Origin of the sequence: Parvibaculum sp., from assembly GCF_019635935.1 — a bacterium.
GTDB lineage: Bacteria > Pseudomonadota > Alphaproteobacteria > Parvibaculales > Parvibaculaceae > Parvibaculum.
In genome coordinates, this window is the sequence record NZ_JAHBYN010000001.1 from 1,799,718 (window position 1) to 1,822,128 (window position 22,411).

The 22,411-nt window shown below is 64.7% G+C and carries 21 protein-coding genes; 11 read left to right on the forward strand and 10 right to left on the reverse strand.

What is annotated here, in order from left to right; all coding sequences use genetic code 11:
- Nucleotides 1-120 precede the first annotated feature (120 nt).
- The 7 genes from rsfS to KF719_RS09010 all read left to right on the forward strand — a co-directional run bounded on the left by rsfS (nt 121) and on the right by KF719_RS09010 (nt 7,239).
- The gene (rsfS, locus tag KF719_RS08980) at nt 121-453 is read left to right on the forward strand and encodes a ribosome silencing factor (protein ID WP_293508377.1); all 333 of its coding nucleotides are present in this window, start codon (nt 121-123) and stop codon (nt 451-453) included.
- Nucleotides 454-534: 81 nt separating this feature from the next.
- Nucleotides 535-1,017, forward strand: a complete 483-nt coding sequence (rlmH, locus tag KF719_RS08985; protein WP_293508378.1) for a 23S rRNA (pseudouridine(1915)-N(3))-methyltransferase RlmH — start codon at nt 535-537, stop codon at nt 1,015-1,017.
- Nucleotides 1,018-1,129: 112 nt separating this feature from the next.
- Nucleotides 1,130-2,695 (forward strand): hypothetical protein, encoded by a 1,566-nt coding sequence (locus KF719_RS08990; protein ID WP_293508379.1) that lies wholly within the window; start codon nt 1,130-1,132, stop codon nt 2,693-2,695.
- Complete coding sequence (locus KF719_RS08995; RefSeq protein WP_293508380.1) at nt 2,688-4,025, forward strand: peptidoglycan DD-metalloendopeptidase family protein; 1,338 nt, start codon at nt 2,688-2,690, stop codon at nt 4,023-4,025. The genes KF719_RS08990 and KF719_RS08995 overlap by 8 nt, the downstream gene beginning before the upstream one ends.
- Complete coding sequence (locus tag KF719_RS09000; protein WP_293508381.1) at nt 4,026-5,360, forward strand: S41 family peptidase; 1,335 nt, start codon at nt 4,026-4,028, stop codon at nt 5,358-5,360.
- Between the two features lie 64 nt (nt 5,361-5,424).
- Nucleotides 5,425-6,675, forward strand: a complete 1,251-nt coding sequence (locus KF719_RS09005; protein ID WP_293508382.1) for a divergent polysaccharide deacetylase family protein — start codon at nt 5,425-5,427, stop codon at nt 6,673-6,675.
- 24 nt (nt 6,676-6,699) lie between these two features.
- Nucleotides 6,700-7,239: an RNA pyrophosphohydrolase gene (locus tag KF719_RS09010; RefSeq protein ID WP_293508383.1), complete on the forward strand. Its 540-nt coding sequence runs from the start codon at nt 6,700-6,702 to the stop codon at nt 7,237-7,239.
- Nucleotides 7,240-7,383: 144 nt separating this feature from the next.
- Here KF719_RS09010 and KF719_RS09015 read toward each other — a convergent pair whose 3' ends face one another.
- On the reverse strand, nt 7,384-8,316 hold the full coding sequence (locus tag KF719_RS09015; protein ID WP_293508384.1) for a hypothetical protein: 933 nt from the start codon (nt 8,314-8,316) through the stop codon (nt 7,384-7,386).
- 375 nt (nt 8,317-8,691) lie between these two features.
- On the opposite strand from KF719_RS09015, the gene KF719_RS09020 reads away from it, so the two are divergent.
- Nucleotides 8,692-9,474, forward strand: a complete 783-nt coding sequence (locus tag KF719_RS09020; RefSeq protein WP_293508385.1) for a M23 family metallopeptidase — start codon at nt 8,692-8,694, stop codon at nt 9,472-9,474.
- A 3-nt stretch (nt 9,475-9,477) separates the two neighbouring features.
- On the opposite strand, the gene KF719_RS09025 is transcribed toward KF719_RS09020, so the two are convergent.
- Together KF719_RS09025 and KF719_RS09030 are read right to left on the reverse strand one after the other, a co-directional pair.
- Nucleotides 9,478-10,020 carry a ferritin-like domain-containing protein gene (locus KF719_RS09025; RefSeq protein WP_293508386.1) on the reverse strand — a complete coding sequence of 181 codons (543 nt, stop codon included), beginning with the start codon at nt 10,018-10,020 and terminating at the stop codon, nt 9,478-9,480.
- A gap of 85 nt (nt 10,021-10,105) precedes the next feature.
- Nucleotides 10,106-11,191, reverse strand: a complete 1,086-nt coding sequence (locus tag KF719_RS09030) for a hypothetical protein (RefSeq protein ID WP_293508387.1) — start codon at nt 11,189-11,191, stop codon at nt 10,106-10,108.
- 258 nt (nt 11,192-11,449) lie between these two features.
- On the opposite strand from KF719_RS09030, the gene KF719_RS09035 reads away from it, so the two are divergent.
- The 3 genes from KF719_RS09035 to KF719_RS09045 all read left to right on the forward strand — a co-directional run bounded on the left by KF719_RS09035 (nt 11,450) and on the right by KF719_RS09045 (nt 13,739).
- Complete coding sequence (locus tag KF719_RS09035) at nt 11,450-12,391, forward strand: MEDS domain-containing protein (protein WP_293508388.1); 942 nt, start codon at nt 11,450-11,452, stop codon at nt 12,389-12,391.
- A 111-nt stretch (nt 12,392-12,502) separates the two neighbouring features.
- Nucleotides 12,503-12,895: a response regulator gene (locus KF719_RS09040; protein WP_293508389.1), complete on the forward strand. Its 393-nt coding sequence runs from the start codon at nt 12,503-12,505 to the stop codon at nt 12,893-12,895.
- Between the two features lie 286 nt (nt 12,896-13,181).
- A complete protein-coding gene (locus KF719_RS09045) occupies nt 13,182-13,739 on the forward strand; it encodes a M23 family metallopeptidase (RefSeq protein WP_293508390.1) in 558 nt (185 codons plus the stop codon).
- A 223-nt stretch (nt 13,740-13,962) separates the two neighbouring features.
- On the opposite strand, the gene KF719_RS09050 is transcribed toward KF719_RS09045, so the two are convergent.
- The 7 genes from KF719_RS09050 to KF719_RS09080 form a co-directional block, all read right to left on the reverse strand.
- Complete coding sequence (locus tag KF719_RS09050; protein ID WP_293508391.1) at nt 13,963-14,787, reverse strand: ferritin-like domain-containing protein; 825 nt, start codon at nt 14,785-14,787, stop codon at nt 13,963-13,965.
- 177 nt (nt 14,788-14,964) lie between these two features.
- On the reverse strand, nt 14,965-15,363 hold the full coding sequence (locus KF719_RS09055; RefSeq protein ID WP_293508392.1) for a F0F1 ATP synthase subunit epsilon: 399 nt from the start codon (nt 15,361-15,363) through the stop codon (nt 14,965-14,967).
- Between the two features lie 24 nt (nt 15,364-15,387).
- Nucleotides 15,388-16,824: a F0F1 ATP synthase subunit beta gene (gene atpD / locus KF719_RS09060; protein ID WP_293508393.1), complete on the reverse strand. Its 1,437-nt coding sequence runs from the start codon at nt 16,822-16,824 to the stop codon at nt 15,388-15,390.
- 35 nt (nt 16,825-16,859) lie between these two features.
- Nucleotides 16,860-17,744, reverse strand: coding sequence for a F0F1 ATP synthase subunit gamma (locus KF719_RS09065; RefSeq protein ID WP_293508394.1), 885 nt, complete (start codon nt 17,742-17,744; stop codon nt 16,860-16,862).
- Nucleotides 17,745-17,779: 35 nt separating this feature from the next.
- Complete coding sequence (gene atpA, locus KF719_RS09070; protein WP_293508395.1) at nt 17,780-19,309, reverse strand: F0F1 ATP synthase subunit alpha; 1,530 nt, start codon at nt 19,307-19,309, stop codon at nt 17,780-17,782.
- Entirely contained in the window at nt 19,309-19,866 is a 558-nt protein-coding gene (locus KF719_RS09075) for a F0F1 ATP synthase subunit delta (RefSeq protein ID WP_293508396.1), read from the reverse strand. Before KF719_RS09075 ends, atpA begins: the two co-directional genes overlap by 1 nt.
- A gap of 267 nt (nt 19,867-20,133) precedes the next feature.
- Nucleotides 20,134-22,335 carry a primosomal protein N' gene (locus KF719_RS09080; protein WP_293508397.1) on the reverse strand — a complete coding sequence of 734 codons (2,202 nt, stop codon included), beginning with the start codon at nt 22,333-22,335 and terminating at the stop codon, nt 20,134-20,136.
- Between the last annotated feature and the right edge of the window lie 76 nt (nt 22,336-22,411).

Genomic DNA, 22,411 nt, shown 5'->3' on the forward strand with positions numbered 1-22,411 from the left:
AAGCAAGGCGGCGGCGCCAAGCGCCCCGCATCGAGGAAGACCCCGAAAGCCGCCGGGGCGGCGGGGGTCGAAACGGCCCAGCACCTCCCGAACAAATCTTCCGCCGAACGATCCTCCGCCATGCTCGCGCTCGTGCTCGAAAGCCTGGACGAGGACAAGGCCGAAGATGTCGTTTCCATCGACCTTGCCGGAAAGACGCCCATCGCCGATCACATGGTGGTGGCGAGCGGCCGTTCGCAGCGCCATGTCGGCGCCGTGGCCGACCATCTCGTCCGCCGCCTGAAAGAGGCGGGCTTCGGAAACTCGCAGGTCGAGGGCATGAAACAGGGCGACTGGGTGCTCATCGACGGCGGCGACGTGCTGATCCACGTCTTCCGGCCGGAGGTGCGCGAGTTCTACAAGCTGGAGAAGATGTGGTCGGCCGACATTCCGGCGGACCAGCTGGCCGTCTGAGGCGACGCTCCCTCACGACTGCGCCTGACACTTCTCCCCGCGTCCGTGAATTGACCGGCGCCGGGCCGGACGGGGGAGTATATGCGCGTTCAGATCTGTGCCGTCGGCCGATTGCGCGCCGGACCGGAAAAACAACTCATCGACGATTACCTGTCGCGCCTCGAAGTCGCCGGCCGCGCCATCGGCATCACGAGCGCGCCGCTTGTCGAGGTCGAGGAAAAGCGGCGGCTCGACGGGGCGGCCCTGAAGACGCGCGAGGGCGAACTCCTGCGCGCCGCGGCGGCGAAAGGCGCGACCATTGTGGCGCTCGACGAACGCGGCCGCGCCGAACCGAGCGAGGCCTTCGCAAAACGTCTCGGCGACTGGCGCGACGCAGGCGCCGGCGATGTCGCCTTCCTGATCGGCGGCGCCGGCGGCCTCGCACCCGAGATCCGCGAAAGCGCCACCCATGTCATGGCTTTCGGTCCGGCGACCTGGCCGCATATGCTGGTCCGCGCGATGCTGGCCGAACAGCTCTATCGTGCCGTAACGATACTCTCGGGCCACCCCTATCATCGCGCCTGAGCGGATGTTTCCGGCAAGTGGACACCCTGCGGCACATGCACTAATTTGACATTCCGCTCGCCGAGGGCGCGGCGATTCGACGCTCGATGACGAGCGGATTTTCTGGATCATCATGGGTTCAATGAACGGCGCACGACCCCTTGTTCTGGCTCTGCTGGATGGCTGGGGCGTCCGGGCGGAACGCGAGGCGAATGCCATCGCGCTGGCCAGGACGCCGATCTACGACCGGCTGGCCGCGACCGCGCCGCGCGCGCTTCTGGGCGCGTCGGGCGAAGCGATCGGCATTGCGCCCGGCCGCGCCGCCTATCCGCAAGCCGCCTATGCGACACTCGGCGCCGGCCGTCCCGTTGCGCAGACGGCGACCGCCATCGCGAGCATGCTGCACGACAAGGGCGCCGCGAGCCTTGCCGCGCACCCGGCGCTGCAGCGCCTTGTCGCCCGCGTCCGCCCGCTTGGCGGCGCCATTCACCTGATCGGCATGGTGACGCCTTCCGGCATCGCCGGACACCAGCACCACCTGGCGGTGCTGGCGGCGCTGTTGAGCCATGAAGGCGTCAGGGTCTGGGTCCATGCGGTGATGGACGGTCAGGACACACGGCCGCAAAGCGGCATCGAGCATCTGGCCGAATTTCTCGACGACATTGCCGGCGCCGAAAACGCCGGTCTTGCAAGCGTCATGGGGCGCGGCTACGGCTTCGACGGCGACACCGAACCGGCGGCGCTTGCCGAAGCCTGGCGCGTGCTCGCCGAGGCGGATGGCCCGCGAACCGAATATCCGACGGCCTATCTCGACCAGTGCTACCGCAAGGGGCTGAACGACGACCGCATACCGCCCGCGCCGACATCCGGTTATCGCGGCATCAGACAGGACGATGCGCTGCTGCTGGTGAACCTGCAGCCGAACGATGCGCTGGCCTTGATGGGTGCGCTTGTCGATCCGGTGGCGGCGGGTTTTGCCCAGACCGCGCCGGCGCTCTGCGGCGTCTGCTCGCTTGTCGCGCTCGACGCGCCCACGGGCGACGCGGTCGAGGCGCTCTACGCGAGCACAACTTTCGGCGCGAGCTTCGGCGAGGCCCTGTCGCAGGGCGGCCGGACGCAGCTTGTGCTGACCGAAACGGCGGCCGAGAGCAATCTCTGGAATTTCGCGCGCGGCGGCCATGCGGCGCTCCGCGCCGGCGAAAATGTGCTTGTCGCCGAAACGCCGGCGCGCATCGAAAAGCGGCCCGAACTTGCCTCGGCCGCGCTGACATCCGAGGTGCTTGCCGCATTGAAGGCCGGCGACCGCGACATCATCACCGTCGAATTCGCCAATGCGGCGCTGCTCGGCCGCACCGGCAACATGCGCGCGACCGTCGCCGCCATCGAGGCGGTCGACAAATGCCTTGGAAAGATCGCCGCGCAAATCGAAAAGCGCGGCGGAACGCTGGTGCTTTGCGGCACCTATGGCAAGGCCGAGTTGATGATCGATCCGGAGACCGGCGGGCCCTGGCGCGCAACGACGACGTCGGATGTTCCCTTCGTGCTGGCCGGCGAACAACGGGGCCTGACATTGACGAACGGTACGCTTGCCGACGTCGCGCCGACGCTGCTTCGGCTTCTGGGTCTGGAGGCGCCGCGCGAAATGACCGGACGTCCGCTTCTCGCCGCGGCCGAAGCGCCGAGCCGGATCAGTGCCTGACATCGCACGCAACCCCTCGAAAGCGCTGCTGCTGGCGGCGGCGCTGGCGGCGGGGTGGGTTCACGGCGCATATGCCGAAACGGCCGAACCCGGCGAACTCGATGCGCTGCAGCGGCAGATCGAAACAAGCCTCGAAAAGCAGAAGGCGCTCGAAGCGCAATCGGAAGCCGCACGCCGCGAGGCCGAAGAAATACGCAACGCGCTGATCGAATCGGCGGCAAACGTGCAGCGGCGCGAAGCGGATGTTTCGGCGTCGGAAGACCGCTTGCAGGGCCTGCGTGCCGCCGAGGCGGACTTGACCGTGCAGCTTGAACGCCGGCGCGCGGCGATGGCCGAACTATTGGCGGCGCTGACAAGCCTCGACCGGCAGCCGCCGCCGGCGCTCGCCGTGCGCCCCGACGACGCGCTGGCCTCGGCGCGAAGCGCGATGCTGCTGGGCGCCGCCGTTCCCGAACTCCAGGCCGAAGCCGCCGAATTACGCCTGCGCCTCGAGGAACTGGCGCGTCTGCGCGGCGAAATCCTCGCCGAACGCCAGACGCTGGGCGAATCGAAAACCCTGCTCGAAAGCGAAAGGCTGTCGCTCGAAGCGCTGCTCGCGCGCAAGCTTGAACAGCAGGCAAAGCTCAGCGCGGCTTTCGAGAGCGAACAGGCGCGCGCCGAGCGGCTGTCGCGGCAGGCGACCGACCTGACCGACCTGATTGCCCGGCTCGAAGCCGGCGCCGCCGCGCGCCTGCCGATGCACCGGCCCGACGAGCGCCCCGAACCGGCACGGGAAGCGCCGCCGCCCGCATCCGCCGACACGGCGGAGACCCGCATGGCCGTGCTGAGGCCGCCCTCCGGGCCGCCCGCCATGCCCTCCTCGCGGCTGTTTTCGGACGCCAGGGGACTGATCCGCCCGCCGGCGGCCGGCCGGATCGTCCAGCGCTACGGCGCGCCCGACGGGCTGGGGGGCCAGACCCAGGGATTGACCATCGAGACCCGCGCGGATGCACACATTATTGCCCCTTTTGACGGTAGAATCTCTTACGCAGGGCCGTTTCGCCGCTATGGCCAACTCTTGATCATATCGGTCGGCGAGGGCTACCATGTGCTGTTGGCGGGCATGACGAGAATCGATGGCGCCGTGGGCCAGAGCGTTCTTGCCGGCGAACCTGTCGGCACGATGGGTTCATCGCCCTCCGGCGACGATCCGGCCGTGCGAAACGACAAGACGGGGCGGGACGGAATACCCGGCCGCGGCCCCGAGCTCTATATCGAAATCCGGAAAGACGGCAGCCCGATCGATCCCCGACCCTGGCTGACGATGAGTGACAAGAAGGCAAGTGGTTAAATGAAAAAGTCCGTCTTCGCCGGCTTCGCCGTCGGCATGTGCCTGTCCGTCGGAGCCCTGATGGCGTTCCAGCCCGGGGGGCTGAATTCGGCGGCCTATGCCAACGACCAGAACACCTATCGCCAGCTGAACCTGTTCGGCGATGTCTTCGAACGCGTACGCGCCGACTATGTCGAGCCGACGGACGATTCGAAACTGGTCGAAAACGCCATCAACGGCATGCTGACCTCGCTCGACCCGCATTCGAGCTACATGACGCCCAAGACCTTCCGCGACATGCAGGTGCAGACACGCGGCGAATTCGGCGGCCTCGGCATCGAGGTGACGATGGAGAACGGTGTCGTCAAGGTGGTGACGCCGATCGACGACACGCCCGCCAGCCGCGCCGGCATGCGCCCCAACGACTACATCACCCATATCGACGGCACGGCGATCCTCGGCATGACGCTGAGCGACGCGGTCGACAAGATGCGCGGACCGTCGAACTCGGCGGTGACGCTCACCGTGATCCGCAAGGGTGTCGACGAGCCTTTCGAGGTAAAGCTGACGCGTGCCATCATCACCATCAAGTCGGTGCGCTACAATCGCGAGGGCGACATCGGCTACATCCGCATCACCTCCTTCAACGAGCAGACCTCCGACCTGCTGAACAAGGCGATCTCCGATCTTGCAAAGCAGATCGGCAATACGCGCCTGAAGGGCTACATCATCGACATGCGCAACAATCCGGGCGGCCTGCTCGACCAGGCGATCTCGGTCAGCGACGACTTCATCGACGGCGGCGAAATCGTTTCGACGCGCGGCCGCCACGCCGAGGACACGCAACGCTACAATGCGCGCTCCGGCGACATCACACGCGGCAAGCCGATCATCGTTCTCGTCAATGGCGGCTCGGCCAGCGCTTCGGAAATCGTTGCCGGCGCATTGCAGGACCACCGCCGCGCGACAGTTCTCGGCACACGCTCCTTCGGCAAGGGCTCCGTGCAGACGATCATTCCGCTCGGCTCCGACGGCGCACTGCGCCTGACGACGGCGCGCTACTACACGCCCGCCGGCCGCTCGATCCAGGCCAAGGGCATCGAACCCGACATCATCGTCACGCAGACGGATCCCGACGAGAAATCCGGCAAAAAGCAGGCAGGCACCATCGGCGAAGCAGCGCTGCCCGGCCATCTCGCAAACGAGGAAGGCGACGAGCAGAGCGGCTCCGACAGCTTCGTGCCCAAGGACAAGGCCGAGGACCGGCAACTTCTCTACGCCATCGACCTGATGAACGGCGTTCGCAAGGATGCCGCCTATATCGGCGGGACCACATCGAGCGCCATGGCGAACTGAGGGGCCGGCCGAGAGAGCCGGTTGAGTTGAGACGTCCCGTCGCGGCCGGAGACGAATTGCAGACATGGGTGCGAAGATAGCGGCGAAAGGCGTTGGCCCGATCGGGGGCGGGCAAGCGCAGGAGGAAGGTCGGCGCCGCTTCGGCGCGCTGTCCGTCGCCGCTCTCCTTGTTGCGCTCGTCTATGGCGGCACGCTTGCATGGCTGCTTCTTTCCGACAACCGCCTTGCCGGCGAACCCGTCATACATCTCGCACTGGCGGAGGATGACCTCGCCGAAAGCGAAACGCCGCTCGCGGCGCCCGGACCCGACGGCGCGGATATTGCGGATGCAACACCGGATCGGCCGGACGCAGACGAACCGAGCGCCGACGAACAGGCGCTGCTCGATGCGGCGCGGCGGATCGGCGAAGGCAATGAAATCGCGCCCGAAGATGTTGCCGCGCAGGTGCGCATTGTCGGCGCCGAAAGCGTTTCGGGCGGGGAAGAGACGACACCAAACGAGAAGCCCGCGATACGCGCGCTGCCGCCCGTGCCCGATCCGGCGCTCGTCGAGAAGACGCCGGAAGGTCTGCTGCCTCAGATCGCAGCCGACGGCCGCACACCCCGCGACGTCTATGCGCGGCCCGTGCCGCCCGGCACGCCGGCCACGCGGCGCATCGCGCTGGTCGTCAGCGGCATGGGCATCAGCGAAAGCGCGACGGCGCATGCAATCGAAACGCTGCCGCCGGAGGTGACGCTTTCCTTTGCGCCCTACGGTCCCGGCCTGCAGGACTGGATCGCGAAAGCGCGCGCGGCGGGCCATGAAGTGCTGCTCGAATTGCCGATGGAACCGTTCGGCTATCCGCAGAACGATCCCGGTCCCTACACATTGCTGACATCGCTTTCGGCGGAGGAAAATCTCGCGCGCCTCGAATGGTTGATGAGCCGCTTCACCGGTTATGCCGGCGTGATGAACTATCAGGGCGCGCGCTTCACGACATCGGCATCGACCGTCGAAGCGGTGATGGCCGCCCTGCAAAAGCGCGGTCTCCTTTATGTCGACAACGGCGCCTCGGCGCGCAGCCTCGCACCGCAACTGGCGCGCGATGCCGGCATGCCGGCGGTGCAGGCGACACGCATCGTCGACCCGGTGCAGAACCCGCAGGTCATCGCGACATCGCTCGAAGTGCTGGAAGAGACGGCCGCAAGCGCGGCGGTCGCCATCGGCGTCGCATCGGGCTTTCCGGTGACGGTGGACGCGCTGGCGGCATGGGCCGCGACGCTTGACGAAAAGAATTTCGTGCTGGTGCCCGTAAGCGCCACGGCGCAGAAGTAAAACGCAACAGCGAGGAATGCGCCCATGACACGCCAGAGCGAGCCGGCAAAGGCGGTCGATCCCGAAACGCTGCCCTATCGCCCTTGCGTCGGCATCATGCTGATCAATCGCGACGGCCTTGTATGGGTCGGCAACCGGATGATGGCGGACGGCGGCGCGCACGAACTGACGGGCGCCGCGCTGACCTGGCAGATGCCGCAAGGCGGTATCGACGAGGGCGAAGCCCCGCGCGACGCGGCGCTGCGCGAGCTGAAGGAAGAGACGGGTACGGACAAGGCCCGCACCATCGGCGAGACGAAAGACTGGCTGACCTATGACCTGCCGCCTCATCTTGTCGGCATCGCGCTAAGGGGCAAATATCGCGGGCAAAAGCAGAAATGGTTCGCGATGCGATTTCTGGGCGAGGACAGCGACATCGACATCGCCGCCGACGCCCACCAGGAATTCAGCGAATGGGCATGGGTGCCGCTCGACGAACTGCTGGGACTGGTCGTGCCTTTCAAGCGTTCCGTCTACGAACAACTGGTGACGGAATTCCGGCCGCTGGCGGTGCCCGGAACCTGAGGTTTCTTCCCGTAACGGGGCCTTCTGTCATCGTACTGTCAAAAATCTGTCACAAGCGCATACGGGGCGGGGATAACTCGATCCGAAAAACGACTTATCCCCGCCCCGAAAATTATTTATCCCCGGTTTGACGGAACACCGCGATCAGTTCTCGCCCTCCCATGAAGCGGCAATCGCCTGGAGCTCGCCCGCCAGCGGCACGATGCGCGTCTTGAAGGCGTAGTCCGCATAGTCCCAGCGCTGACCGGCGCGCAGCGCGAAAACGCGTTCGAGGTTTTCCCGCGCGGTCCGGATCAGAAAAACCAGCCTGTCGATTTTCGGCTGCACGGAGGCCGGCGCGGCCTTGCGGGCATCGTCGATCGCCGTCAGCATCGCGGAAAGTCCGGCGCGGCTCGCGGCGGCCGGCGGACCGGCCTCGCTGCTGCCCGTCGTGAACTTGACGAGCGACAGGCGCAGATCGTCGAGGTCGCCGCGCAGCTTCGCGAAGGGGTCGATGGCACCGGCATCCTCGGGCGAGGAATTCGCCAGCATGACATCGAGCACCTCGGCGCAAATCCGCTGCGCCTCGTCGAGGCCAGGACGAACGTCTTCGTTGAAGAGCTGCAATCCCGGATAGCGGTTGACCGTGCCGATCATTCCCGCAATCGCACGCTGCTCGGCGAGCAGCCGCTCGACGAGACGCTTCATCTCGGCGAGTTGCACGAGGCGCAGCCCGTCGGTCCAGGACACGGAATGCCGTTCGATGGCATCGGCATCGGATTTGAGTTTCGCCGCCGCTTCGCGCCACTCGGTGCGGAAGCCCTCGCCCTCGGTCAGGATGTAGCCGCGAAGGCCGACAAGGCTCGCCTCGCGCGAGGCGGAAAAATTCGCAAGCAGCGTTTCGAAATCCGCCGGCGCGGCCTCCACGCCGCGCACCGCGCCATCGGCCGGTGCCGCGGCATCGCGCGGCGGCGCGCCGGAACCGGACCTCTGCTCGTCATAGACCACGAGAAGCCCGAACACGCCGCCCATGAGGGCAAGCGAGAAGGCGAGCCACGCCATGCGGCGGCGGCGCGACCACGAAAACATTCGTCTCATGAAATTGCCACGCCCGCGCGGCGGCTTGCGGAAAGCGAAATCGGGCGTTGCGGGAGAGTCCGGACCTTGCGGTCGTTGCTCCGTGTCCTGCGGAAGACGGTAGCGGGTCCGCCAGTGATATTCCGCGTCTCGGTTCGCAGCAAAGGGCATCACACACCTGCCTGTGTAGTACCCCGAACGAGCAGTAGAGCTATTAAACATAGCGCCGAAAGCAGCCACGGCGAAGAATATTTTGTGGTGCTTTGTAACCCTTGATGGACAAAGGACGATTCCGCTGGAGATTCGTCCGGGGGCGGCGCAATATGGTGTCTGGCGGGGTATGCAGGAGACCCGGTGACTGCGCATGGCGCCGGGCGAAAGCGACCGGAGCAGGCGATGTTCCTCCTACGCCGCATTGTCTACATGGTGATCTTGACCGTCATTGCCTTTGTCGCACTCGACACTGACAAGCGCGAAACCGCACGCGCGCTCGTCCATGACGGTTACGCGGCGATTGCCGGGCGCGCGCCGCCGCTGCCGCTGAAGCGGCCGCTCTTTCTGGCGCAAGCGGGGCTCGACGACTGCCTGCGCGGAACGGCGACCGTCGCGAGCGACAACGAGACCTATGCGGCGTTCTGCGCCGACCTCGCAAGCTTTGCCGCGTCGATCGTCGCGCCGGACGAGCCGGAGGACGAAGGCCGAGACGAAACGGAAAAGCAGGAGTATGCGCGCGCGCCCGAAACCGCCGGCCCGCCGGCAGTGCAATGCCGCGTCGATGCGAGCGGCGCCGTGGGCATAAACACCGATGGCATATGGACGTCGCCGCCGGAGCGCGCGCACGCCGGATCGCCACCCGGCATGCGCGGCGGAAAATCGAGCCGCATCGTTCTCGTGCCGCAAGGCTGCGACGTCGAAAGCCCGGCCGACGCGAAGGTCCTTTATGCGGGGCCGTTCAAGGGCTATCTCGGCATTGTCATTCTCGACGCCGGAAAAACGGAACGGCTGATCGTGGCGGGTCTCGGCGAGATCGCGGTGCAGCGCGGCGACAGCATTGCGCGCGGTGCGAAAATCGGCGCGACATCGCAATCGACGGCGCCGGCGCTCGCGAGCGCCGAAACGGCGGGCGAAGCCGCATTGCTCTATGTGGAAGACGCTTCGGGCGCGGGCCCTTCGGGCTGAAAGCTAGACAGCCGCGCTGGAAAGCCGCCAGTTGCGGAAGCGCCAGTAGCGCCAGGCGAGCGCCGAGACGGCGCGCATCGGCATCCCTTGCGGCTTGAGGCCGGCGGCCTTGGCGACCATCGAGATCAGCCGCTCGACATGCTGGCGGCGGTAGAGGCCAAGCGCGCGCTTCTCATAGGCTTTGGCGAAGAGTTCGCGCTCGTAAGGCACGCTGCCATCGGCCGGCGTGTTGGCGGCGTAATAGGCGCAGGCCAGCTCATCGTCGTCGGCTTCCGAAATGCGGCCGAGCGCCACGCGGATGCGCGCGAAGACCGAAGGCTTCGCCTCGTCGAGCGCGTTGAAGCGGTCGTAGAAGAGTTTGTAGTGGCGGAACTCGTCGGCGGCGATGTTGGCCGCGATCTGTTTCAGCACCGGCTCGTCGGTCGCGTCCTTGATGGCGGTGTAGTAGGACGAGGTGCCGCTCTCGACGACGCAGCGCGCGATGAGTTCACCGCCGCGGCTGCCGCACACCGGCTGGATCGCGTCGAGCGGGGTCGTGCCCTTCAAGTGCCACATCCATGAGCCTGGGGCCGCCGATTTCGTGCCGCTGGCAAAGCCCGTCAAAAATTGACGGATCACTTCCCGGCAAGCGTCACCCGGCCGACGAACGCCAGTTCTTCACAACGAATAAAATCTGCTCCGTCTCGGGGAGCACCTTTTGCCGGAAGGCATAGTCGGCGTAATCCCATCGCTCCGTTCGCTTGAGCGCAATGATGTCGTCAATCTGAAGGCTGGCCTTGCGCAGCATATCCACAAGACGATCAAGCCGCGGATCTCCCGCACTCCCTCCAATTCTGTCGAGAGCAGCGGGCGCTTTTCGGATCTGGCGCAGCGATTGCGAAAGTTCGGGCGGGGGCGCGGAAAGACCGGAATGCAGGAATGTCGACAGTCCTTCTTCCGCCAGACGGATATTGCCCCGCAATTCGGCAAGCGCGCCGATTGCGGCGTTTGATTTGTCCGAGACCAGAAACGATTGGATGGAATCATTGCAGAGTTCAATGGCCCGCACCAGCGCCGGTTGCACATCCTCATTATAAAGCCGCAGACCCGGAAAGCGGTTCGATGTGCCGACAAGACTGGCGACGAGCTTCTCGTTTTCGGCAAGGGAGTCCATGCTCATCCGCAGATTGCGCAGTTGCACGAGCCGCTCTCCATCCGTCCACAGATAGGCATTGCGTTCGATTTCCGCTTCAAGCGCTTTCCGTTTGCCCGTTGCCTGCCGCCATTCCTCGCGGAAGCCGGGATTACCGGCCAGCACGTAACCTCTCAATGCAATAAGGCTCACTTCGCTCGCTTTGGCGAAATCGGAAGCCATATCGTCGAAGGGACGCGCATTCGAGACGAATGTCGCTTGCCCCCGAAAATAGCGCGTGAAAGATGCATATCGGTCGGACAACCAGCCATCGGCATCGCCCATCTGCCCGACAAGGGTAATGCTGCCAAGAAGCCAGGTCGCCATCACCAGAACCATACCGCCCTTGAGGAGCAAACCGTGTCGAGTGCGGGCGGGAAGACGGCGAAGCTCCGGAAAGGTCAGGCGTAATCGCCAATTTCCCCACATCCTCCGGAGACGGAGGAGCGAAAAACCTCCGCGCTCAATGCGCGGAGAAAGACCATGGCGCGGCCGCCACTCCTGCTCGGAGAGGGAGCGTGTAGCGACTGTGGCATCTTTGTTCATCCTGCATTCTCCACGATCTGGCAAGCCGTCGCCGAGGCCTCCTGCCTAATATCGATCACGGAAAGCCTGTTCCTACTCGTAGGGTTACGAGGGCGAACCGGCAGCGGCCACACCGCGTCCGGACCCGTCGGGGGCCTGCAATTTCCTTTTGCGCGCAAGGTGGTATCCTGATGGCAGTTCAATACGGCCCTCCAGCTTGCCGTTTCTCCGTATAGTGTCCCCTGAGAGCCTGCATGGATTGGCCGTCGGAGATATTCGATGAACAAGCCTTACACCTTCCGCGAAGGGAGCCACGCCCGGCGCCGTCGCAGGCCGATTGGGCTGTCGTGGGACGAATCCGAGCCCGACACCGCGTTGCGCAAGACCGGAATCGACCTGATCGGCGACGTGCCATGGGGCACGCATATCTGCATGTTCTACGAGACCAAGCAGGATCTGCTAGACACCAACGTCGACTATTTCAGAGCCGGGCTGGAGAGCAATGAGTATGGGCTGTGGGCGATTTCCGACCCCATCAGTCTGGAAGAGGCGACGGAGGCCCTCCGGCGGGGGATTCCCGACTGTGACCGGCATCTCGCCTGTGGAAATATAGAACTTGCCGCAGGCTACGACTGGTATCTCCCAGGGGGACAGTTCGAACTGGGAAAGATCATTCAAGGCTGGCATCGCAAGCATTATGGAGCCCTAGCCGCTGGCCATGAGGGTTTGCGCATCTGCGGAAATGCGCTGTGGCAACAAACCGAGCTTTGGAAAGATTTCTGCGACTACGAACGCGTGCTCGATGATTCCATCGACGGCCACCGAATGCTGATCCTCTGCACCTACTCGCTGGGCACCAGCCGGGCGCGCGACATACTTGATGTCGCCCGCGCCCATCAATGCACAATTGCGAGACGTAACGGCGAATGGGAGTTCCTGAAAGTTCCAGCTCTTGACCGGATGCGAAATGAGCTCCGCGTCCTAAACGAGGATCTGGATGTTTTGCCGCACGCATTTCCCGGGCACGAGATTCTAACACCGCGCGAGAAGGTGATACTGGCGCAGATCGTGAGGGGAGCCTCGAACAAGGAAACAGCCCGAACGCTCAAGATAAGCCCGCGCACGGTGGAATTTCACCGTGCCAACATCATGCGCAAGCTCGACGTGAAGAATACAATTGAACTTGTGCGTCTGGTTCTAGGCGAACCTGCGAACGGCTGAGCGCCCAGCTGCGCCGACCTCGTAAGATTACTGGCCCCGCAAAACTACCGGTGTGCGTGCGGTTCGCACGGTCCAAATACGCTGTGGAGACCCACACGCTTCAACGGGCCAATGACGACCGCAATTCATATCCTGATTGTCGACAAGGATGCCGATACGCTCAAGGCATGCGAAGAGCATTTGTCAACGCGGAAAGCGACAACCGTCACAACGTGCGACAGCCGGGCGGCCCTGCGCGAGTTTGGCACCTGCAATCCCGACATAGTTCTAACCGAACTCGTGATGCCGGAGAGAGACGGAATTGAGATCCTGCTGAAAATAAAGCGGACTTCGCCACAAACAAAAGTCATTGCGATGTCGCGAGGGAGTGCATCCTTGCCATCTGATTTTGTCCTCCATCTGGCAAGTAGGCTAGGTGCCGACGGCACAGTTTCAAAGCCGGTCGACGCCGCGCGGCTGCTCGAAGCCATCGAAAAAGTCCTCTCCACTCAAACAGAGGATTGAGTGGAACCCGCCTATGGAAACCTACAGGCATCGACCCCCCGACAGGACGACACCACCCGATCGCCCTTAGCTAATCAGCTGAATCAAAACCAACCGTACACGGCGCAACCGGGGATTCGCATCGTCAAAACAAGGATAGTCAGGAGAGACCGCCATGCCCGCGCACCATCTTTCTGCATTATCTCTGTTTGCCGCCGGACTGCTGATCGTTTTTTCAATACCTGTGGTAGTCGCCCCTCCGGCTGCGAAGCTTATTCAACAGAGCACATACTCGGTCGGCGACCTGGTGAAAGAGTCTCCCTCGCCCATCAACCTCAGCGACTGTTTACGGGGGCAGGAACCAGCGCACTGGTCGCCCGCTTATCAGCATATCTGCGCCGATCTCGCGAGTTTCACGTCGCCTGAGACGGCCGTTGTCGCGGAGGGTGACGCCATGCCCGTGGAGCCGCCGGAACGCGATATCGCTCTCGCTGAGGATGACGCAGAACCCGTCTGCGCCGCAACGCTTCCACCGATCGCTCCCCGTGTTCGCGGCAAGACGAGCCAGGTGATCGTGGTTCCGCACGGCTGCGCCGTGCCAAGCCCTGCCGACGGCAGAATTCGCTATGCCGGATTCTTCAAGGGCTATCTCGGCGTCGTCATTCTCGAAACCGGGAGCGAAACGCGGCTGACCATTGCCGGGCTCGGCGAGATCGCCGTGCAACGCGGCGACAGCATTACGCGCGGCGCGACGATCGGCGCGACATCGCAATCGACGGCGCCGGCGCTCGCAAGCGCCGAAACGGCGGGCGAAGCCGCATTGCTCTATGTGGAAGATGCTTCGGGCGCGGACCCTTCGGGCTGAACGTGCAACTTCTCTCTACCCTCCCCCTGTGGGAGGGTCGAAAAATTCGAGCATAGCGAGAGTTTTTCGGGGAGGGGTAAGCGGGGAACACCGGCGCATAATCGAAATGCCTGCGTTTGCCGATAGCGGAGCACCCCTCCCCAAACGGCTTGCAGCCGTTTGACCCTCCCACAGGGGGAGGGTGGGAAGAAATCTCGGAAATGGATGGAAAAGGAAATGTGCTTTACACAGCCGCGCTGGAAAGCCGCCAGTTGCGGAAGCGCCAGTAGCGCCAGGCGAGCGCCGAGACGGCGCGCATCGGCATCCCTTGCGGCTTGAGGCCGGCGGCCTTGGCGACCATCGAGATCAGCCGCTCGACATGCTGGCGGCGGTAGAGGCCAAGCGCGCGCTTCTCATAGGCTTTGGCGAAGAGTTCGCGCTCGTAAGGCACGCTGCCATCGGCGGGCGTGTTGGCGGCGTAGTAGGCGCAGGCCAATTCGTCGTCGTCGGCTTCCGAAATGCGGCCGAGCGCGACGCGAATGCGCGCGAAGACCGATGGCGGTTCCTCGCCGAGATCGTTGAAACGGTCGTAGAAGAGTTTGTAGTGGCGGAACTCGTCGGCAGCGATATTGGCCGCAATCTGTTTCAGCACCGGCTCGTCGGTCGCGTCCTTGATGGCCGTGTAATAGGAGGAGGTGCCGCTCTCGACAACGCAGCGCGCGATCAGCTCGCCGCCCCTGCTGCCGCGCACCGACTGGATGGCATCAAGCGGGATCGAATAGCCTTCGCGGAAGCGCTTGAAGGCTTCATCGAAACTGAAATCGGGATCGGCAAGCTCGGCCCAGCGGGCCAGCGCCTGACCGTGCTGCACTTCCTCGGCGCCCCATTTATGGATCGTTTCCTTGATGTCGGGGCGGTCGGAAAAGACGTTGCAGAGATAGGTGACATAATCCGGCGCGTTGAACTCGACCATCGCCGCCGCCTTGACGGCGCGCAGGATTTCGGGATCGACCTTTGCGGGGTCGAAGTCCTGCCAGTTGATGTCGTCGAGCGTCCAGTGACGGGTCATGCGTTCCTCGGCCTGCGGGGCGCGTTCAGAGGCCCCCGCAGCCAGCCTTTGTGACACGAAAACTATATAATCGGGAATATGGCGCGGTGAAGGCCCGCGAGGCCGATTGCCGCATGGGCGGAAAATGCGGGGAATTGCGGGGGGTTGGCGACCTCGCCCCCGCTTTCTTTCCCGTCCTCAGAGCACCTGGCGGAGCTGCTTCAGGTGGTCGAGCTTTTCCTGCGCGGCCTGACGCTTGGCGTCGGTCCTGGCGTCGCCGACATCTTCCTGCGCATTGGAGATTTCACGGTCGAGCGCCGCCGTGTCGAGCTCGGCGAGCGGCACCGAATATTCGGCAAGCACGGTGAGGCCCTTGGGCGTTACCTCGGCGAAACCGCCGCGCACGAAGATCCGCTCCTGCGGCTTGCCGGCCGCATCGACATTGACGATGCCGGGGCGCAGCGTCGACATGACGGGCGCGTGGCCCGCCATGATGCCCATGTCGCCCTCGGCGCCGGGAACGACGACCATGTCGACCTCGCCCGAAAAGAGCAGGCGCTCGGGCGAGACGAGATCGAACTGAAGCTTCTCAGCCATCGGACTTTACCTCGCGGGCAGCGCTTACGCCGCTTCCTTGGCCAGACGCTCGGCCTTGGCGACCGCGTCCTCGATCGTGCCGACCATGTAGAAGGCCGCTTCCGGCAGGTGATCGTAGTCGCCGTTGCACAGACCCTTGAAGCCCTTGATCGTGTCCTTGATGTCGACAAGGACGCCCGGCGTGCCGGTGAAAACTTCGGCAACGAAGAAGGGCTGCGACAGGAAACGCTCGATCTTGCGGGCGCGGGCGACGACGAGCTTGTCTTCTTCCGAAAGCTCGTCCATGCCGAGAATGGCGATGATGTCCTGCAGCGACTTGTAGCGTTGCAGGATTTCCTGCACCTGACGCGCGGTGTCGTAGTGCTCCTGACCGACAACGCGCGGCTCGAGAATGCGGCTGGTCGAGTCGAGCGGGTCCACGGCCGGATAGATGCCCTTTTCCGAGATCGCGCGGTTGAGCACCGTCGTCGCGTCCAGGTGAGCGAACGAAGTCGCGGGCGCCGGGTCGGTCAAGTCGTCGGCGGGCACGTAAATGGCCTGCACGGACGTGATCGAGCCCTTGGTCGTCGTGGTGATGCGTTCCTGCAGCGTGCCCATGTCGGTGGCGAGCGTCGGCTGATAGCCGACCGCCGACGGGATGCGGCCGAGAAGCGCCGACACTTCGGAGCCCGCCTGCGTGAAGCGGAAGATGTTGTCGACGAAGAAGAGCACGTCCTGGCCCTTGTCGCGGAAATGCTCGGCGACGGTCAGGCCGGTCAGCGCAACGCGGGCACGCGCCCCGGGCGGCTCGTTCATCTGGCCGAACACCAGCGCGCATTTGGAGCCCGTGGTGTCGCCGTTGTTTTCGTTCGGATCCTTGTTGACGCCCGACTCGATCATTTCGTGATAGAGGTCGTTGCCTTCGCGCGTGCGCTCGCCGACGCCGGCGAACACCGAATAGCCGCCATGCGCTTTCGCGATGTTGTTGATCAGTTCCTGAATGAGAACGGTCTTGCCGACGCCGGCGCCGCCGAACAGGCCGATCTTGCCGCCGCGCGCATAAGGCGCGAGAAGGTCGACGACCTTGATGCCGGTGACGAGCATCTGCGCTTCCGTCGACTGCTCGACGAAGGAGGGCGCGTCCTGATGGATTTCGCGGCGCGCTTCGTGCTTCACGGGGCCCGCTTCATCGACCGGCTCGCCGATGACGTTGATGATGCGCCCGAGCGTGCCTTCGCCGACCGGCACCGAAATCGCGGCGCCTGTGTCGCGGACTTCCTGACCGCGGACAAGACCTTCGGTCGTGTCCATGGCGATGGTGCGCACCGCGTTCTGGCCGAGATGCTGCGCGACTTCGAGGATGAGGCGGTTGCCGCCATTGTCCGTCTCGAGCGCGTTCAGAATGGCCGGCAGATTGTCGGTGAACTCAACGTCCACGACGGCGCCGATGACTTGGGCGATTTTTCCGACTGCGTTGCTCATGCGAGCTCCTTCATTCTTTCCGTCTCGGGATCGTTCTAGAGCGCTTCGGCGCCCGAGATAATTTCAATCAGTTCCTTGGTGATCATCGCCTGCCGCGAACGGTTGTAGGTGATGTTCAGCTTCTTGATCATGTCGCCGGCATTGCGCGTGGCGCTATCCATCGCCGACATCTTGGCGCCGAATTCGCCCGCCACGTTTTCAAGCAGCGCCCTGAAAATCTGCACCGACAGATTGCGCGGCAGCAGGTCTTTCAGAATTTCGGTTTCGTCCGGCTCGTATTCATAGACCGCGCCGCCGAGATCGACGCCGCCCTCGGCGCCTTCCGGCAGGCTCGCCGGGATCAGTTGCTGGGCGGTCGGGATCTGGCTGACGACATTGACGAACTTCGAATAGAAAAGCGTCGCGACATCGAATTCGCCGGCTTCGAAAAGCTCGAGCACGGCGCGCGAAATATCCTCGGCCTGCTGGAAGCCGATCTGGCGGATGCCGGTGAACTCCCAGGACTTTACGATCTTGTCGCCATAGTCGCGGCGCAGCGCATCGCGGCCCTTGCGGCCGACGGTGACGATCTTCACCGTCTTGCCCTCGCCGATCAGCTTGCGGATATGCGTGCGGGCAAGCCGCGCGATCGACGAGTTGAAACCGCCGCACAGCCCGCGATCGGCGGTTGCGACGACCACGAGATGCACATTGTCCTTGCCGGTGCCGGCGAGCAGCGCCGGCGCGTCGGGCCGTCCCGCCATGCCGGTCGAAAGATTGGCCAGCACGCGGTCCATGCGCTCCGCATAGGGACGCGCGGCCTCCGCCGCTTCCTGCGCGCGGCGCAGCTTCGCGGCGGCGACCATCTGCATCGCCTTGGTGATCTTCTGCGTCGCCTTGACGCTGGCGATGCGGTTTCTGAGGTCCTTGAGGCTGGCCATTCGCCCTTACCCTTTACGCCCGGTCGCTCTTCAGATCAGGCGAACGCCTTGGAGAAGCTTTCGACCGCCGCTTTCAGCTTGGCTTCCGTGTCGTTCGAAATCTGCTTCTCGCTGCGGATCGCATCGAGAATGCCGGCATTGTTGGAGCGAATGCTGCGCAGGAATTCCTGCTCGAAACGCCCGACATCGGAAACCGGCAGCTTGTCGAGATAGCCGTTGACGCCGGCATAGATCACGACGACCTGCTCTTCGATCTTCAGCGGCGAGAACTGGCCCTGCTTCAGAAGCTCGGTCAGGCGCGCGCCGCGATTGAGAAGGCGCTGCGTCGCCGCGTCGAGATCGGAACCGAACTGCGCGAAGGCCGCCATTTCGCGGTACTGTGCGAGCTCGCCCTTGATCTTGCCGGCAACCTGCTTCATCGCCTTGATCTGCGCCGACGAACCGACGCGGCTGACCGACAGACCGACGTTCACGGCCGGACGGATGCCCTGATAGAAGAGATCGGTTTCAAGGAAGATCTGGCCGTCGGTGATCGAGATCACGTTGGTCGGAATATAAGCCGACACGTCGTTGGCCTGCGTCTCGATGACGGGCAGCGCGGTCAGCGAGCCGTTACCGTTTTCGTCGTTGAGCTTCGCGGCGCGTTCGAGCAGGCGGGAATGCAGATAGAAGACGTCGCCCGGATAGGCTTCGCGTCCCGGCGGACGGCGCAGCAGGAGCGACATCTGGCGGTAGGCAACGGCCTGCTTGGAGAGATCGTCGTAAACGACGAGGGCGTGCATGCCGTTGTCGCGGAAGAACTCGCCCATCGTGCAGCCGGCGAACGGCGCCAGGAACTGCAGCGGCGCGGGATCGGACGCGGTGGCGGCGACGATGATCGAATATTCGAGCGCGCCGTTTTCTTCCAGCGTCTTGGCGATCTGCGCCACCGTCGAGCGCTTCTGGCCGATGGCGACATAGATGCAATAGAGCTTCTGGTTTTCGTCGTCGCCCTGGTTGAGCGGCTTCTGATTGAGGATCGCGTCGATGGCGATGGCGGTCTTGCCGGTCTGGCGGTCGCCGATGATCAACTCGCGCTGGCCGCGGCCGATCGGGATCAGCGCGTCGATGGCCTTGAGGCCGGTCTGCATCGGCTCATGCACCGATTTCCGGGGAATGATGCCGGGCGCTTTCACGTCCACGCGGCGGCGTTCCGAGCTCGCGATCGGGCCTTTGCCGTCGATCGGATTGCCGAGCGGATCGACGACGCGGCCGAGCAGGCCCTTGCCGACCGGCACGTCCACGATGGAGCCGGTGCGCTTGACGGTGTCGCCTTCCTTGATGTTCCGGTCGGAACCGAAAATCACGACGCCGACATTGTCCTGTTCGAGGTTCAAGGCCATGCCGCGCACGCCGCCCGGGAACTCGACCATTTCGCCGGCTTCGACATTGTCGAGGCCGTAGACGCGGGCAATACCGTCACCGACGGAGAGCACCTGGCCGATCTCGGAAACCTGCGCCTCGGCGCCGAAATCCTTGATCTGCTGCTTGAGGATGGCGGAAATTTCCGCGGCCTGAATGTCCATCAGGAGGCCTCTTTCATGGCAATCTGGAGAGAATTGAGCTTGGTCTTGAGCGAGCTGTCGATCATGCGGCTGCCGACCTTGACGACGAGGCCGCCGAGAAGCGTGGCATCGACATGCGTGTCGATATGCACATCCTTGCCGGTCGCGGTCTTCAGCGACGCCTTGAGGTTCGCGAGCTGCGCCTCATTCAGCGGATGCGCGGAGGCGACATCGGCCGTCATCTCGCCGCGCGTCCGGGCGAGGATCGCGGTATAGGCCGAGATCATGCCGCGCAGCGCGAAGAGGCGGCGGTTCTGGATGACGAGGCCGACGAAGTTCTTGACCAGCGTCGAGGTGCCGGCCTTGTCGAGCACGGCGCCGAAGGCGCGGGTCTGCTCGTCGGCGCTGAAAACGGGGCTGCGGACGAGGCGCGCGAGATCGCTGCTCTCGTCCAGCATTCGGCCAATGGCGGCAAGATCGCCCGCCACCGCGTCGAGCGCATTCTGCGCTTCCGCCAGTTCGAACAGGGCCGTCGCATAACGGCCGGCCATGCCGGATACGGGATGATCAGATGACACGTGCGGCGCTCGCCTGTGCTTTGTCGTGAGGGCCGGCGCGCGAGACCGGAGCCTGCCGCCAACTATTTGAAATCGCTAGCTTATTTCAGTCCGTAGAGGCGCGGGATCGACCCCTGCCCCGGAGGCCGCGCGTTAGGTAACACATGGTCTTCGCCCGCGCAACAGGAACGCCCGGAAATGGCCGCTCCTGCGGCATTTTGGGCCCTCGCAAAGGTTCACGGAGAGCCTGCCGCAGCGTCGGCCTGACGCGGCAGGTAAGGGCTTGGCCTACATGAAGCTGTAAGGGTCGATATCGACCGAGACGCGGACCGCGTTTGGCAGCTTCATCTCACCGAGCCAGGCCTGCATGAAGGCCTGCACATTGACCTGGCGGCCGGCCTTGACGAGGAACCGGAGCCGCGTGCGGCCGCGCAGGAGCGCCATCGGGGCGGGCGCCGGGCCGAGCACCGAAACCTCGCCGGTCTTCGGCACGCGGCGCGCCATCTCGCGCGCGGTGCGGCGCGCCAGTTCGGCATCGGCCGAGGCGACGACGACGCCGACGAGACGCCCGAAAGGCGGCAGCGAAACGCGCTCGCGTGCCTCGGCCTCGCGGGCGAGAAAGGCGTCGCGGTCGCCCGAGACGAGGGCGCGCATGACGCCGTGCTGGGGCATCCAGGTCTGCAGCAGGACCCGACCCGGCCGCTCGGCGCGCCCCGCCCGTCCCGCCACCTGCTGCAGCAACTGGAAGGTGCGCTCGGCGGCGCGGAGATCGCCATTTTCGAGACCGAGATCGGCATCGACCACGCCGACCAGCGTCAGCCAGGGAAAGTGGTGGCCCTTGGCGACGATCTGTGTACCGACAATGATGTCGACCTCGCGCGCCTCGATGGCGGCGAAGACCGCGCGATGCGCCGCCGGTCCGTGCAGCACATCACTTGAAACGACGGCGGTGCGCGCTTGCGGGAAAAGCTCGGCAACCTCTTCCGCGATGCGTTCGACGCCCGGCCCGCAGGCAACCAGCGCGTCTTCGGCGCCGCAGGACGGACAGGCCTTCGGCACCGGCGCGGTGTAGCCGCAATGATGACAGGCAAGCTCGCGACGGAAACGATGTTCGACGAGCCAGCTCGAACACTGCGGACATTCGAAGCGATGACCGCAAGTCCGGCAAAGCGTTAGCGGCGCATAGCCGCGCCGGTTGAGGAACAGCATCGCCTGTTCGCCGGCCTCCAGCGTGCGCGTGATTTCGGTGACGAGGAGGGGCGACAGCCAGCGCCCGCGCTCCGGCGGATGGCGGCGCATGTCGACGGCCTCGACTTGCGGCATTTCAGCAACCCCGTGCCGCGCCTCAAGACGCAGACGGCGATAGCGCCCCTGATCGGCATTGACCACCGTTTCGAGCGAAGGCGTCGCCGAGCTGAGGACAATCGGAAACCGCCCCAGCGAGGCGCAGACGACCGCCATGTCGCGCGCGTGATAAGGAACGCCGTCCTCCTGCTTGAAGGCCGCTTCGTGTTCCTCGTCGACAATGATGAGACCGAGTTCGGGGAAAGGCAGGAAGAGCGCCGAACGCGCACCGACGACGACACGGGCGCGTCCCTCAGCGACGCCGCGCCAGACGCGGGTGCGCTCGCGCGACGAGAGATCGGAATGCCATTCGGCCGGCCGGCACCCGAAACGCTGTTCGAAGCGGTCGAGAAATTGCGATGTCAGCGCGATTTCCGGCAGCAGGATCAGCACCTGCTTTTGCCGCCGGAGCGCCTCGGCGACGGCTTCGAAATAGACTTCGGTTTTTCCCGAACCCGTGACGCCGTCGAGCAGCGTCGCCGAATAGCCGCCCTCGGCGACGCTCGCGGCGAGCGCGGCGGCGACTTCGGCCTGGTCGGGCGACAGCGCCATGCCTTGCGCTTCGGGATCGGGCAGCGGGAACGGCGCTTCCGCCGGCATTTCGACGGGCGCGAAGGTGCCGGCCTCGACCAGCCCGCGCACCACGCCGTCCGAAACGCCCGCCTCTTCCGCGAGCTCGCGCACCGTGCGGACGAAACCGTCGCTCGCCGTTTCGACGGCACGGAGCCGCGCCGGCGTCATGCGCGCCGGGCGGCGATCGGTCAGCCGGTAGGCGATGCGCAGACGCGGCGGCTCCAGCGCGCCCGGCGCGCGGACGGCCAGACGCAAGACGGAGCCGCGCGGGGCGAGCGTGTAGCCGGCGATCCAGTCAATGAGGCGCATTAACGCTTCGGGCATCGGCGGCGCATCGAACCGTTCGATAACGGCTTTCAGCTTCTTGCGGTCGAAGCCGCCCTTGCCCGCGCCCCAGACGACGCCGATCAGTTCCTGCGCGCCGAGCGGCACCACGACATAGTCGCCAGGGTTGAGCGTTAACCCCGAAGGCACCGCATAATCATAGGGTTCCGGCAAGGCGAGCGGCACCAGAACGGCGACGCTCGACGCCGTCGCCGGGGGTGACGCGCTTGTGGATATTTCGGAAGCCATACGATCGGGTCCGGCAACGTTTCAAAACCGAGGCGACACCGTAACGCCTCATAAAGCAAGCCGCACGACGACAGGT

What these genes read in the sequence shown, in the direction of transcription:
- KF719_RS09010 (WP_293508383.1), top strand. Translation starts at nt 6,700, where the DNA reads ATGACACGCCAGAGCGAGCCGGCAAAGGCGGTCGATCCCGAAACGCTG.
- KF719_RS09050 (WP_293508391.1), bottom strand. Translation starts at nt 14,787, where the DNA reads ATGACCCGTCACTGGACGCTCGACGACATCAACTGGCAGGACTTCGAC.
- rlmH (WP_293508378.1), top strand. Translation starts at nt 535, where the DNA reads ATGCGCGTTCAGATCTGTGCCGTCGGCCGATTGCGCGCCGGACCGGAA.
- KF719_RS09000 (WP_293508381.1), top strand. Translation starts at nt 4,026, where the DNA reads ATGAAAAAGTCCGTCTTCGCCGGCTTCGCCGTCGGCATGTGCCTGTCC.
- KF719_RS09080 (WP_293508397.1), bottom strand. Translation starts at nt 22,335, where the DNA reads ATGGCTTCCGAAATATCCACAAGCGCGTCACCCCCGGCGACGGCGTCG.
- atpA (WP_293508395.1), bottom strand. Translation starts at nt 19,309, where the DNA reads ATGGACATTCAGGCCGCGGAAATTTCCGCCATCCTCAAGCAGCAGATC.
- rsfS (WP_293508377.1), top strand. Translation starts at nt 121, where the DNA reads ATGCTCGCGCTCGTGCTCGAAAGCCTGGACGAGGACAAGGCCGAAGAT.
- KF719_RS09040 (WP_293508389.1), top strand. Translation starts at nt 12,503, where the DNA reads ATGACGACCGCAATTCATATCCTGATTGTCGACAAGGATGCCGATACG.
- KF719_RS09035 (WP_293508388.1), top strand. Translation starts at nt 11,450, where the DNA reads ATGAACAAGCCTTACACCTTCCGCGAAGGGAGCCACGCCCGGCGCCGT.
- KF719_RS08990 (WP_293508379.1), top strand. Translation starts at nt 1,130, where the DNA reads ATGGGTTCAATGAACGGCGCACGACCCCTTGTTCTGGCTCTGCTGGAT.
- KF719_RS09005 (WP_293508382.1), top strand. Translation starts at nt 5,425, where the DNA reads ATGGGTGCGAAGATAGCGGCGAAAGGCGTTGGCCCGATCGGGGGCGGG.
- KF719_RS09065 (WP_293508394.1), bottom strand. Translation starts at nt 17,744, where the DNA reads ATGGCCAGCCTCAAGGACCTCAGAAACCGCATCGCCAGCGTCAAGGCG.
- KF719_RS09055 (WP_293508392.1), bottom strand. Translation starts at nt 15,363, where the DNA reads ATGGCTGAGAAGCTTCAGTTCGATCTCGTCTCGCCCGAGCGCCTGCTC.
- KF719_RS09020 (WP_293508385.1), top strand. Translation starts at nt 8,692, where the DNA reads ATGTTCCTCCTACGCCGCATTGTCTACATGGTGATCTTGACCGTCATT.
- KF719_RS09015 (WP_293508384.1), bottom strand. Translation starts at nt 8,316, where the DNA reads ATGAGACGAATGTTTTCGTGGTCGCGCCGCCGCCGCATGGCGTGGCTC.
- atpD (WP_293508393.1), bottom strand. Translation starts at nt 16,824, where the DNA reads ATGAGCAACGCAGTCGGAAAAATCGCCCAAGTCATCGGCGCCGTCGTG.
- KF719_RS09030 (WP_293508387.1), bottom strand. Translation starts at nt 11,191, where the DNA reads ATGAACAAAGATGCCACAGTCGCTACACGCTCCCTCTCCGAGCAGGAG.